Origin of the sequence: Gilliamella apicola (assembly GCF_003202915.1) — a bacterium.
GTDB classification, from domain to species: Bacteria; Pseudomonadota; Gammaproteobacteria; order Enterobacterales; family Orbaceae; genus Gilliamella; species Gilliamella apicola_Q.
Genome location: NZ_QGLP01000010.1, coordinates 13,432 through 26,176 on the forward strand (window position 1 = coordinate 13,432; position 12,745 = coordinate 26,176).

Below are 12,745 nucleotides of genomic sequence, written 5' to 3' on the forward strand. Positions count from 1 at the left end.
TACTATCCCATCTGTTTTGCGACTAATGCGGGATTATCACTAATGAATGATTGTAAAAACCCACTGTCTGGCAGTGCTGTTAATGCCCCTTTTTTGGTGGTTGCTAATGCACCACAGGCACTGGCTATAGTCATCATACTTTCTAACATTAACTTATCTTCAGGCATACCAGATGAGGCGATGCTGCTAAGCAACCCGGCAACAAATGCATCTCCGGCTCCAGTGGTATCAATACTATTGACATGAAATGAGTCAAAATTAAACGTTTTACCTTGCCATAACACAATACTGCCATTTTTACCTTTAGTGATTAATTTTAATGGTGCCGGATAATGTTGCGCTAATTTTCTTAAGGCAATATGCAAATCATTATTTTCTGTTAACCAAAATAACTCTTCGTCTGAAAGTTTAAGAATGTCAGCATCATGGCAGAATTGGGTGATAACGGAGCGCATTTCAGTTTTATCTTGCCACATTTGTTCACGCAAATTGATATCAAAACTAATCAAACCATTTTTAGCAGTCAGTTGTTCAATAGCGGTTTTGAGCGTTTGCCGACATGTTGGTCCAACTAATGCCAAAGAACAAAAATGCAGAATATCTTGATTAAATTCAGGAACTGCTTGTTCAGATAGGAATTGATCGGCAGAAGGTGACACAAGAAAGGTAAAACTTCGCTCACCATTTTCACCTAAATCAACAACAACTGTACTTGTTCTATGTTCATCGTCTTTTTCCAGACTTTGGCAATCCACATGATGTTCACAAAAAGTCTTCTCCATAAAGTGACCAAATGGGTCATTACCCACTCTACCAATAAAACCTGAAGGAAGTCCTAACTTAGCAATACCGATAGCAACATTTGCTGGAGCTCCACCTGCACAGGCTCGATAGTTCATTTCACCAAATGGTAATAAATCAATAACGGCATCACCAAGAGACCATACTTTTGTATTCTTCATTTTGTCACTCATATTATTGTTGAATAGGGTTGAATTACATTATTCATATTGTTTCAGCATATTACTAATTAAATTAGCTCATAGAGCACTAATTGGCTGAGGTATTGATAGTCAATATTAACAATAAACTAAATCATTTATAAAAAATTTATTGTTAACGTTAAAAATATGTGACTATCATCACATATTTTAACGTTTATTTCATTATAAGTTAACGTTAACAAATAATTTAATGTAGTATGTAACCAGATTAACTTAACTGATGATGAAAGAAGGGAATGTTATGACAAACGCAATTGATAAAGCTAACCAAGCGGTAAAAAAATTAGAAGAAGAAATGAATAAACAATATTATCCTCATTTCCATTTAGCACCTCAAGCTGGTTGGATGAATGACCCAAATGGATTAGTCTATTATAATGGACAATATCATGCCTTCTACCAACACCATCCTTATAATGAAAATTGGGGACCAATGCATTGGGGACATGCAGTAAGTGATGATCTTATTACTTGGCGAAGATTACCAATTGCTATTGCCCCAGATCATGATTATGACCAAAGCGGCTGTTTTTCCGGTTCAGCCGTTGATAATAATGGCGAATTGAGCTTAATTTACACTGGCCACATCTGGTTAAATGGTCAAGGTAATGACGAACATATCCGAGAAACCCAATGCCTTGCCACTAGTAAAGACGGTATTAATTTTAAAAAACATGGCACGGTACTTACTCCTAAAGAAGGGATTATGCATTTTCGTGATCCTAAAGTTTTTCAACAAAATGGTAAGTGGTGGATGGTAGTTGGCCAACGAGAAACCAATGATGTCGGTCAAGTGTTACTTTATCATTCAACTGATTTAAAAGATTGGAAATTCGATCAGGTACTCATTAGTGATATTGCTCCAAATGTTTATATGCTTGAATGCCCAGACTTTTTTCCATTAGGCGATAAATGGATATTGATGTTCTCACCACAAGGCATGCAGGCAAAAGGTTATCAATATCGAAATCGATTCCAATCGGGCTATGTTGTCGGAGATTGGCAACCAGGTAAACCATACACAGTGATTAAATCATTCCAAGAGCTGGATTATGGCCATGATTTTTATGCACCGCAATCATTCCTTGCGGCTGATGGCCGTCGTATTATGTTTGGTTGGATGGATATGTGGGAATCGAAAATGCCAAGTAAACACGATAAATGGATGGGAGCATTTACTTTACCACGCGAATTAATCCTAGATGGCCAAAATAGAGTTCGTAATCGCCCTATAAAAGAACTTGTTGCGCTTCGGAACCAACCTAAATCACTGACCAATATCGAATTAAATAGTGAGTTAAAAAACACCGAAATTGAGTCAATCAGTTGTGAACTTAATGTTGAAATTGATTTAGCCAATAGTAATGCCGAACGTTTTGGCTTACAACTTGCTGCCACGCCAGATGGTAAACAAGCGACTTTACTGTATATTGACCGTCAAGCTAACCGTATCATTCTTGATCGAAGTCTTTCTGGAATCGACTTAAAAGGTTATCGAAGTGTACCCTTACCCAAAACGAAGAAACTGTCACTGCATATTTTTGTAGATGCCTCATCAGTCGAAGTTTTTGTAAATAAAGATTTATATAGCCTTTCAAGCCGTATTTACCCTAAATTACCGGCAAAAAGAGTAATTAACTTATTTGCCGAAAATGGACAAACCCAAATAAGCAAATTGGCGAGTTGGCAATTAAAATCAATTTATGAATAATTTATAAAAAACCACCAGAAATGGTGGTTTTTAAGTTATAAAGATTCTCTTGCTAAATAAGGTGATGGTATTTGAGTAATAGTCTTGTCATTTTCACCGTTGATGATATGCAAGGCGGCTTTTTCACCAATCTCGTAATGCGGTAATTGTACGGTCGTTAGTGAAGGATAAAAAAGTTCACCGGTACCGACCATGTTGTCATAGCCAAGCACCGCCACATCCTCGGGAATATGAAATCCTCTACCAAGTAAAAATTGATAAGCCACAAAGGCAATTCGGTCATTACCACAAACTAATACATCAAAATCAGGTTTGTTAATACAATGCTTTGCCAAAATTTCAATCGTCATCATATATTCTAAAGCAAGATTTTCGGGTGACATTGAAGTATGATAACTGTTCATATCATTTAAATCGTTACCGGCATCTAACCACGCTTGCTCAGCAGCTTTACGCCTAATTTTTCCAGCTAAGGTATTTTCTGATAAATAGATACATAAAGGTTTTTGGTATCCCTTGTTTATCACATTTTGCATAGCTTGATATTGACCGGTATATTCATCGGGAATGTAACACGCCAGTTGCTCTGAATCACTAATACAGTTTGCTAATACCACATTTTTACCTAGCAATTTATCGGGAAGCTGAACCTTTCTTAAACCCATTGTGGTATAGATGATGCCATTAGGTCGATAAGATAAAAGAGTATTAATCGCATGATCAGCATCTTTATCATCAAATAAATTGACGATAAATGTATTCCAACCATGTTGTTGCGCGGTTTTTTCTATTGCTTGAAGCAATTCAACAGAAAATGGCGTTGTTGCAGTTTCTAATGCCAGCACTCCAATAGCATATGGACCAGAATTATCACCACGAATCTTGCGTGCCGATAAATCAGGGACATAATTAAGCTCCTCAATAGCTTTCTTCACTTTCTTATACGTATCTTTATTTAATTTTTCAGGATTATTGATTGCCCGCGAAACCGTCATCAATGAAACTGATGCCAATCTAGCAACATCCTTTAGTGAAGCCATAGTTCAATCCTTTTACTCAGCATTAAAATAATAATTAATTTTCACTTAGTGTGATGATACCACAAATAAAAATGATAAAAAGTGTGAGGAAAGTAACATTTATGACAATTGATTGTTTCTATTTTATTTCAATTATGACAATAATGTTAACATTAACATGTTAACGTTAAACTTCCACAAAAAAGAGAATAAAAATGAAAATAGATATGATTAAAAATAGCAATTATTGGTTCTCGTCAGGTTATCTTGTTACCTTTTATGCAGCATGGTCATTATGGTGGTCTTTTTATGCCATTTGGCTTAAAAATGAAATTGGATTATCTGGTGAACAATTAGGGATTGTTTATTCAGCTAATTCTGCTGCTGCCATGTTTTTTATGATTTTTTATGGCATTATCCAAGATAAATTACAGATCGGCAAAGCGGTAATTACCTTCCAAAGTATTATCATGCTACTTATTGGGCCGTTCTTAATCTATGTATATGAACCTTTATTGCGCAATGATTTTATTTTAGGTGTTTGTATTGGCGCTCCGGTTTTAAGTGCAGGTTTTATCTCTGGATGTGCTTTGATTGATTCATTTATTGAGCGTATTAGTCGATTATTTGGTTTTGAATTTGGTCCAGCAAGATTCTGGGGATCATTTGGTTATGCCGCAGCAACTTTTGTTGCCGGGATTCTATTTGGCATCAACCCCCATATTAACTTCTGGATGGCGTCTGCCGTTGCCGCTGTCTATTTCACTATCAATTTAATTTACAAACCTACGCAACAATTTTCGGCAACCGATAAAGCAGTAATACAAAAGCCAACTATCCCTACCATGAATGAAATTTTCTCACTATTTGGTATGAAAAAGTTTTGGTTATTTGTCTTTTTTATAATTGGTACTAACAGTTTTTATACCATTTATGATCAGCAACTATTCCCAAATTTTTATACTAGCTTCTTTGAAAAACCTGACACAGGATATCAAATTTATGGATATTTAAACTCTTTCCAAGTCTTTTTAGAAGCAGCTTGTATGATTTTAGCCCCTTATTTTATTAACAAAATTGGCGCTAAAAAGGCATTATTAGCCGCGGCTTTGGTAATGGTTTGCCGAATCTCATTATCAGCAACATTGGATAATGTTTATCTAATTTCATTGGTTAAACTTTTCCACGCCATTGAAACACCATTGTTTATTCTAGCGGTATTTAAATATGCTGTAGCTAACTTTGATGCACGACTATCATCTACCTTATATTTAGTGGGATTCAATATTTCATCCAATGTTGGGGTGATAGTATTATCATGGATAGTCGGTAAATTATTTGATAAAACAGGATATTCAACGACTTTCTATATCCTTGCGGCAATCGTATTTGTCATTCTATTTATCGCAACATTTACGTTAAGTGACAGTAAGAAAAAAATAGAAAAATAACCACACATTTATTTTGTGATATTGTAAAAATGGGAACACATTGCTCCCATTTTATAATCTCACTAGAGAAAGCTTGCTTCTATTCTTGGTTTGCGAAACAATATAAACTATTGAAACTAACCTTTAAATCGATATAGGTACTTGGTGTGAATACGAGCAAAAAAGTAGTTAAACCTGAAATGTTATGGCAAACCATCCGACAAGAAGCGTCCAAGCTCGTTGAAAGTGAGCCAATGTTAGCAAGTTATTTTCATGCAACCTTACTTAATCATGAAAATTTGGATAGTGCATTAAGTTACATTCTCGCTAACAAACTAGCGACGCAAGTTGTACCGGCAATGGAAATTCGTGAAATTGCTAGACAAGCTTATCAGGCAGATAACAACATTATCTCTGCGGCGATTACTGATATACTTGCGGTTTATATTCGTGATCCGGCAACCAATTACTACTCTACACCGCTGCTTTATTATAAAGGTTTTCTTTCACTACAAGCTTATCGAATTGCACATTGGCTTTGGCAACAAAACCGTAAATCACTGGCAACCTTTTTACAAAGCCAAATTGCCATTGTATTTGGCGTGGATATCCATCCAGCAGCAAGAATTGGCTGCGGAGTGATGTTTGACCATGCAACCGGAATTGTCATTGGTGAAACCGTCGTTATTGAAAACGATGTTTCTATTTTACAATCAGTGACACTGGGTGGTACCGGAAAAGAAAATGGTGATCGTCACCCTAAAATTCGCGAAGGTGTAATGATTGGTGCCCACTCAACAATTTTAGGAAATATTGAAATCGGTAAAGGTGCGAAAATCGGTGCCGGTTCAGTGGTTTTAGAGCCAGTACCTAAACATACCACCGTTGCGGGTGTGCCGGCTAAAGTTGTTGGTTGTCCTGATTGTGATAAACCAGCATTAAATATGGATCAAGATATCTAATTTCAAAGGCCATTCCGTTGCTGACAAGCAACGGAATACCATAATTGTAAATTACGATTGGGAATTAAGATTTACATCCATAGTTGGGTACGGAATATTAATACCATTTTCAGTTAGGCCATTTTTAATATTTTCAAGTAATGCCGCTTTAACTGATCCATAATTAGCATTTAACGTCCAAACAAGAACATTAAAATTCATGGATGAAGCATCCAACAAATCCAAACGAATAGTTGGCGCCTTATTGGTTAAAATATTATCAGTTTTGTTTACTGCCGCTCTTAATACTTGATAAACCTGTTGAATATCTGAATTATAACCAACGTTAACCACTAGATCTAAACGTCTTTCCGGTAAGCGAGTATAATTAATAATATTGGCACTAACTACTTGGCTATTTGGAATAACGACTACTTCATTTGTTGGGGTGACAATAGTGGTTGAAAAGATTTGAATTGAATCAATATCCCCTTTTTGGTTATTAATAACCACGGTTTCCCCGACTTTAAAAGGACGAAAAATAATTAAGATTACACCAGCAGCAAAATTCGACAACGACCCTTGCAAAGCTAAACCTACCGCCAAGCCTGCCGCACCGATTACCGCAACAATTGAAGCGGTTTGCACACCAAGTTGCCCTAGCACGGCAACTAATGTCATAACTATAATGGCGTAATAAGATAGCGAACTAACAAATTTAACTACTGTTGGATCGACATGACGATTAGTTAAAATTCTTCTTAGTTGACGAGCAACAAATCTAGCAATTGTTCGACCTATGAGAAAAATAACAATGGCAAAACAAAAATGAGCTATATAACTAACTACTACGCCATCATATTTTTCAATAAATAACCAAATCTGGTTTGCTATATTTTCAAAACTCATGAAATTATCCTCTGTAAAAAATAACAGAAATCGTTAAGTGAATAATTACGATTAAATCGGTTAAACTAACTGTTTTGCTAATAAAGCCCAACGGGTTTCAAAATTGGTTGTTGGCAGATATTTAAAACCAGAACGAGAATAGCGTGCCATCATCCCTTCGCAAAAAGCCAGTAACTGACTAGATAAAACACGCTCATCGGTGGTAAAGGCCACGCCTTCACGAATCTTTCTTTCTCGTATGACTTGTTTTATCTGCGTTTCGATACGTTCAAATAATTGATTGATTCGTTCTTGTAATTGATCTTGCTCAAACATCAACGCATGCCCAGTCATAATTCGCGTCAACCCTGGATTTTTTTCCGAAAAACCAAGAATTAAAGCCAAAATAAGCTGTAGTCGTGTAAATGTTTTAGGCTCATCTTGCATAATCACATTAATTCGTGAAAGCAAAATATCTTCAATATAAACAATTAAACTTTCAAACATTTTCGTCTTACTTGGAAAATGCCTATACAATGCTGCTTCAGAAACACCAACCGTTGCTGCTAATTTAGCTGTAGTTATCCGTTGTGTTCCCTCATTGGATTCAAGCATTGTTGCTAATGCTTGGAGTATATCTTCTTTACGATTTTTATTTTTGTTACTCACGATCATTTCTTACCTGAATGCCCAAATCCACCTTCACCGCGTGTTGATTCAACAAAATCATCAACAATATTAAATTCAGCTTGCACGACTGGTACAATAATTAATTGCGCAATTCTATCGCCCGGTTCAATAACAAATGGAGTTTGGCTTCGATTCCAAACTGGCACAAATAATTGACCTTGATAATCAGAATCAATTAAACCAACTAAATTACCTAGCACAATACCGTTTTTTGAACCCAGTCCTGAACGAGGTAACACTAATGCCGCTAAGCTAGGATCAGCAATATACATTGATAAGCCGGTTGGAGTTAAGATTGTTTCACCTGGTTTGATTTCCGTTGTTTTATCAAACATCGCTCTTAAATCAATACCAGCAGAACCTTCGGTAGCATAACTTGGCAGTGGAAACTCGTTACCTAAACGTTTATCTAATACTTTAATATCAATTTTTCTTTTCATCATGACTCGCTTTATATCGTGTTATAACTGCTTGAAGTAATTCTCTTGCTAATTGTTGTTTACTGCTTAATGGTAACGTTTGTTCGCCATTTTGCCAATAAATGGTTAATGCATTTTGATCAGAATTAAAGCCTATGCTCTTATCAGACACATCATTAGCACAAATCAAATCTAAATTCTTAGTAGTTAATTTTTTAAGGGCATAAGCCTTAATATTGTTGGTTTCAGCTGCAAAACCGACAACAAACGGACGCCCCTTTTTTAACGCAGCAATACTAGCTACAATATCAGGATTTTTAACCAATTTAATCACAAGTTCATTATTATCATCAGTTTTTTTAATTTTTTGCTTAGCAATAGTTTCTGCTCGATAATCAGCAACAGCGGCGCAAGAGATAAAAATCGCCGATTTTGTAGCAAGCTTTAACGCCGCATCACACATCTCATTAGCACTTTTTACATTAATGCGATTAACATTATTGGGAGTTGCTAAATTAACTGGACCGCTAATTAAATTTACTGTTGCGCCCATTTCCGCCGCCGCTTGTGCAATAGCATACCCCATTTTACCTGAACTGTAATTACTGATATAACGAACCGGATCAAGCTCTTCAATGGTTGGGCCTGCGGTAATGGTAATTTCGGTTCCAACAAGTGCTGCAGTTGCGAGAAAATAACCTTCAACATGTTCAACGATGGTTGCCGGTTCAACCATTCGCCCTGGACCAAAATCTCCACAAGCTTGGAAACCATCATCGGGGCCTAAAATTAAGGTATTACGTGAAGCTAAGCTCGCTAAATTCTGTTGAGTTGCCGCGGCTTTATACATCTGTTGATTCATAGCTGGCGCGATGACGATCTTAGCTGGTGTTGCCAAGCAAATGGTCGATAAAAGGTCATCAGCAATACCATTTGCCATTTTTGCAATAATATTGGCTGTAGCCGGCGCGATTAATAGTAAATCAGCCCATTTGGCTAATTCAATATGGCTCATCGAAAGTTCGGCAGAAGGATCGAATAAATCACGTGATACCGCATTACCAGATAGCGCTTGCAGTGTCATTGGCGTGACAAAATGGCTCGCTGATTCAGTCATTACTACACGGACCTGCGCGCCCGCTTTTTTTAAATGACGAACGAGATCAGGGCATTTATAAGCAGCAATGCCGCCTGTTATCCCCAATAAGATATGTTTACCAGATAGACTCATGATCTCGTTACTCTCCGATCTCTGTTAAAAGCGTTATATTACCATAATTAATTTAGATAATAAGTAACTCTTTCGCATTGGCCAATGTTGCATCGGTAATTTTATCCCCACCTAACAATCGTGCAAGCTCATTTATACGCCCATTTTTATCTAATTTTTGCATATCTGTCGAGGTTTGTTTACCCGTTGTTTGCTTACTGACAAAATAGTGTTGATTGGCTTGACCGGCAACTTGCGGCAAATGGGTAACCGTAATCACTTGGGTTGACTCACCAAGCTGCCTCAATAACTGTCCGACTTTAGCGGCAGTTGGTCCGCTGATACCGACATCAATTTCATCAAAAATTAATGCTGGCGTATCCATTTTTTGTGCGGTTAAAACCTGTATGGCAAGGGCAATACGTGATAATTCCCCACCCGATGCTACTTTTGCTAAAGGCTGTGCCTCTTGTCCGGCATTAGTGCTCACTAAAAAACAGACTTGGTCTGCGCCATCTTCACTCAATCGGTTTTCATCAAATACAACATCTATACTAAATTGACCATTTGGCATCGATAATTCATGCATAATCGCCATGACTTTTTTAGCTAACGTTTTACTCACTGTTAATCGTTTTTGATGTAATTTAGTGGCAAGTTTAAGGGCAATTTGTTGATACTTTTTGATCTCTTCTTGTAATTGCTCACCTTGTTCATCTTGTTGATTAATCTGTTTAAATTCATTTAATAAACTTTGATGTAACTCGGGTAATGCCTCGGGAGAAACATGATGTTTACGCGCTAAGGCAATTTGTTTTGATAACCGTTGTTCAAGTTGCATTACTCTTGCCGGATCAAGCTCTAAGCTTTCACTATAATGACGTAATTCATAGCTAGCTTCTTTAATTTGAATAGCGGCTTCTTCTAACATTGTTAAAATATCATTTAGCGACGGATCTAATGTTACTAACTCATGGATACTCTGCTTCACACTATTGAGCATATTATTAACATTATATTCATCTGCTTCATCTAATAGCATGATAGATTGTTGGCTAAGATTAATTAGCTGCTCACTATTTGACAACTTTTTATATTCTTCATCAATCAGTTGATATTCACCGTCAATAGGAGAAAATTCGTTTAACTCTTTTAATTGATATTGCAATAACTGTAGGTGTGCATCCCGCTCTTGTTTGGAAGCTTGGTATTGCTGATAAGCTTGGGTGGCAGATTTCCATTGCTTATAAGCTTGTTGCATTTGTGACAATAATGTCGGCTCATTCATATAGTGATTAAGTAAAATTTGTTGATAATCACTACGTAATAGACGTTGATGTTCATGTTGTCCATGAATTTGAATTAACATTTGCCCTAAATCTTTTAATTGCGAAATAGGCACTGCGCGACCATTAATAAATGCTTTAGAACGTCCATCTTGATTAATAACTCGCCTTAAAATACATTCATTACCTTCATCAAGTTGATTCTCGGTTAACCACGAATGTGCCGCCGGAGTATCATCAAGAACAAAACTGGCAGAAATATCTACCCGATCCGCGCCATTGCGAATGGCTGAAGCATCAGAACGATTTCCTAAACAAAGCCCTAAAGCATCGATCGCAATCGATTTACCCGCGCCGGTCTCCCCCGTTATTGCCGTCATTCCTGTTGTAAAATCAACTAACAACTGATCGACAATAGCAAAATTATTAATAGTAAGTTGAGTTATCATAATAGTTCAATAAGTGTATGCAACTGATTAAAATTAATGCGAGTATATCAATAATAACACTGTAAATAAACACAGCTTTTTAAATAATATGACGATTTTATTCGAGGATATTTGCTAGAATTATTGTGCTGATAGGGTTTAAGATACTTTTAAAGCTTATTCATTTTTTTAAATAAATAAGTAAATAAGTGATAGTGAGAGATTTATCGGCCACTAAAAATTCAAAAAAGCCATTGATAAGGAGAAATTTCAATGGCCTAAAACAGAGCTAATATAATGAAGCAATAACTTCATAGATCAATTGCAGATTTAAAACCACTAGTGCAATAGTCGCTATCCAGCCTAAAATAATCGTTAACTTACTATTAACAAACTCCTTCATAATTTTTTTATTTGAAGTAAGCAAAATTAAAGGCACCATTGAAATCGGTAAGGCAATACTTAAAAATACTTGAGTATAAATCAATAAATTCTCAACAATATTTTCCTTATCTCCCCAGATATAGATACATAAAATCACTGGCGTAACCGCCAATCCTCGACTAATCATTCGCCGAGCCCAAAGCGGAATAGAGAGATTAATAAACCCTTCCATCACGATTTGCCCGGTTAATGTGCCGGTAATAGTGGCGTTCTGACCTGAGGCTAGTAGCGCCACAGCAAATAATGTTGCCATAATCGAACTGGCTACCGGCCCAACCATATTTGGATCTTTCAAAGCATCATATAGCTGTGTAAATCGACCAAGATCATCGGGATTATTGCCATAAAAAAGGGCAGCACCAAGAATCAATAATAGACAATTGATGATGAACGAAAAGGATAACTGTATATTAGAATCAATGGTGGCATATTTAATTGCATCTTTTAGACTAGTTCGATTCTTTCTGTCATATTTTCTGGTTTGAACGATAGAAGAGTGTAGATATAAATTATGTGGCATAACAGTTGCACCAACAATCCCTAGCGCAATAACCAATGCTGAATCATGGCCTTTGATTGAAGCCGTAAAAATGTCCGTTCTTGGTATAAAGCCATTTATAATGTCACTCAATGCCGGTGAAGCTCTTAACACTTCATAAGTGAAGATAATAAATATTGTCGCAATCAAACAAAAGACGATCGCTTCTATTTTCCTAAATCCAAACCGCATTAAAATTAATAGAATAACAACGTCAAAAACCGTTAATAAAACACCAATCAATAATGGAATATCAAACAAAAGATTCAAAGCAACGGCACTACCAATAACCTCAGCAATTTCTGTGGCAATAATCGCTAATTCAGTTGATATCCATAAACAAAATGCTACCTTTCTACCCACCATTGATTTAGTTGCTTGAGCAAGATCCATGCCGGTAACTACGCCAATCTTGACACACATGGCCTGTAATAACATGGCTATCAAGCTAGAAATTAATATCACTGATAGCAACAAATAACTATAAAGCGCACCACCTTGAATTGAGGTGATCCAATTACCGGGATCCATATAACCAACCGCTACTAAAGCCCCCGGACCAGAAAAAGCCCACAGCTTTCGAAGAAAACTCGCATTTGGATCGGGAATATGAACAGTATTATTGATCTCTTCTAAACTTACTGTGGATATTTTCAACATAATCAAAACCTCAAAATTGATATATTGCCATTATATATGATAATGAGAATCATTATCAATTAAATTAACCATTTTAA

At 36.4% G+C, this 12,745-nt stretch carries 11 protein-coding genes; 3 read left to right on the forward strand and 8 right to left on the reverse strand.

The annotated features are described in order from the left end of the window. Positions 1-2: 2 nt before the first annotated feature. The gene (locus DKK79_RS13270) at positions 3-962 is read right to left on the reverse strand and encodes an aminoimidazole riboside kinase (RefSeq protein ID WP_110424488.1); all 960 of its coding nucleotides are present in this window, start codon (positions 960-962) and stop codon (positions 3-5) included. Between the two features lie 283 nt (positions 963-1,245). Between DKK79_RS13270 and DKK79_RS13275 the strand changes: the two genes are divergently transcribed. After that, positions 1,246-2,715 carry a glycoside hydrolase family 32 protein gene (locus DKK79_RS13275; protein ID WP_110424489.1) on the forward strand — a complete coding sequence of 490 codons (1,470 nt, stop codon included), beginning with the start codon at positions 1,246-1,248 and terminating at the stop codon, positions 2,713-2,715. Positions 2,716-2,750: 35 nt separating this feature from the next. Here the strand turns inward: DKK79_RS13275 and DKK79_RS13280 are convergent, their stop codons facing one another. Further along, positions 2,751-3,755 carry a LacI family DNA-binding transcriptional regulator gene (locus DKK79_RS13280; RefSeq protein ID WP_110424490.1) on the reverse strand — a complete coding sequence of 335 codons (1,005 nt, stop codon included), beginning with the start codon at positions 3,753-3,755 and terminating at the stop codon, positions 2,751-2,753. A gap of 194 nt (positions 3,756-3,949) precedes the next feature. Between DKK79_RS13280 and DKK79_RS13285 the strand changes: the two genes are divergently transcribed. Together DKK79_RS13285 and cysE are read left to right on the forward strand one after the other, a co-directional pair. Then, positions 3,950-5,185, forward strand: a complete 1,236-nt coding sequence (locus DKK79_RS13285; protein WP_110424491.1) for an oligosaccharide MFS transporter — start codon at positions 3,950-3,952, stop codon at positions 5,183-5,185. 179 nt (positions 5,186-5,364) lie between these two features. Beyond that, positions 5,365-6,126, forward strand: coding sequence for a serine O-acetyltransferase (gene cysE / locus DKK79_RS13290; RefSeq protein ID WP_110424618.1), 762 nt, complete (start codon positions 5,365-5,367; stop codon positions 6,124-6,126). Between the two features lie 51 nt (positions 6,127-6,177). On the opposite strand, the gene DKK79_RS13295 is transcribed toward cysE, so the two are convergent. From DKK79_RS13295 to DKK79_RS13320, 6 genes are all read right to left on the reverse strand, one after another. Then, positions 6,178-7,014 (reverse strand): mechanosensitive ion channel domain-containing protein, encoded by an 837-nt coding sequence (locus DKK79_RS13295; RefSeq protein ID WP_110424492.1) that lies wholly within the window; start codon positions 7,012-7,014, stop codon positions 6,178-6,180. A 60-nt stretch (positions 7,015-7,074) separates the two neighbouring features. Beyond that, positions 7,075-7,668 (reverse strand): nucleoid occlusion factor SlmA, encoded by a 594-nt coding sequence (gene slmA, locus DKK79_RS13300; protein WP_110424493.1) that lies wholly within the window; start codon positions 7,666-7,668, stop codon positions 7,075-7,077. Further along, positions 7,665-8,123 (reverse strand): dUTP diphosphatase, encoded by a 459-nt coding sequence (dut, locus tag DKK79_RS13305; protein WP_110424494.1) that lies wholly within the window; start codon positions 8,121-8,123, stop codon positions 7,665-7,667. The genes slmA and dut overlap by 4 nt, the downstream gene beginning before the upstream one ends. After that, a complete protein-coding gene (coaBC, locus tag DKK79_RS13310; protein WP_110424495.1) occupies positions 8,107-9,333 on the reverse strand; it encodes a bifunctional phosphopantothenoylcysteine decarboxylase/phosphopantothenate--cysteine ligase CoaBC in 1,227 nt (408 codons plus the stop codon). The genes dut and coaBC overlap by 17 nt, the downstream gene beginning before the upstream one ends. 52 nt (positions 9,334-9,385) lie before the next feature. Then, positions 9,386-11,047 (reverse strand): DNA repair protein RecN, encoded by a 1,662-nt coding sequence (recN, locus tag DKK79_RS13315; protein WP_110424496.1) that lies wholly within the window; start codon positions 11,045-11,047, stop codon positions 9,386-9,388. Between the two features lie 268 nt (positions 11,048-11,315). Continuing rightward, a complete protein-coding gene (locus DKK79_RS13320) occupies positions 11,316-12,668 on the reverse strand; it encodes an Nramp family divalent metal transporter (RefSeq protein ID WP_110424497.1) in 1,353 nt (450 codons plus the stop codon). Positions 12,669-12,745 lie beyond the last annotated feature (77 nt).

Bases quoted from the DNA above. Each gene is read 5' to 3' on its own strand.
- DKK79_RS13270 (WP_110424488.1), bottom strand. From the start codon at position 962: ATGAAGAATACAAAAGTATGGTCTCTTGGTGATGCCGTTATTGATTTA.
- DKK79_RS13275 (WP_110424489.1), top strand. From the start codon at position 1,246: ATGACAAACGCAATTGATAAAGCTAACCAAGCGGTAAAAAAATTAGAA.
- DKK79_RS13280 (WP_110424490.1), bottom strand. From the start codon at position 3,755: ATGGCTTCACTAAAGGATGTTGCTAGATTGGCATCAGTTTCATTGATG.
- DKK79_RS13285 (WP_110424491.1), top strand. From the start codon at position 3,950: ATGAAAATAGATATGATTAAAAATAGCAATTATTGGTTCTCGTCAGGT.
- cysE (WP_110424618.1), top strand. From the start codon at position 5,365: ATGTTATGGCAAACCATCCGACAAGAAGCGTCCAAGCTCGTTGAAAGT.
- DKK79_RS13295 (WP_110424492.1), bottom strand. From the start codon at position 7,014: ATGAGTTTTGAAAATATAGCAAACCAGATTTGGTTATTTATTGAAAAA.
- slmA (WP_110424493.1), bottom strand. From the start codon at position 7,668: ATGATCGTGAGTAACAAAAATAAAAATCGTAAAGAAGATATACTCCAA.
- dut (WP_110424494.1), bottom strand. From the start codon at position 8,123: ATGAAAAGAAAAATTGATATTAAAGTATTAGATAAACGTTTAGGTAAC.
- coaBC (WP_110424495.1), bottom strand. From the start codon at position 9,333: ATGAGTCTATCTGGTAAACATATCTTATTGGGGATAACAGGCGGCATT.
- recN (WP_110424496.1), bottom strand. From the start codon at position 11,047: ATGATAACTCAACTTACTATTAATAATTTTGCTATTGTCGATCAGTTG.
- DKK79_RS13320 (WP_110424497.1), bottom strand. From the start codon at position 12,668: ATGTTGAAAATATCCACAGTAAGTTTAGAAGAGATCAATAATACTGTT.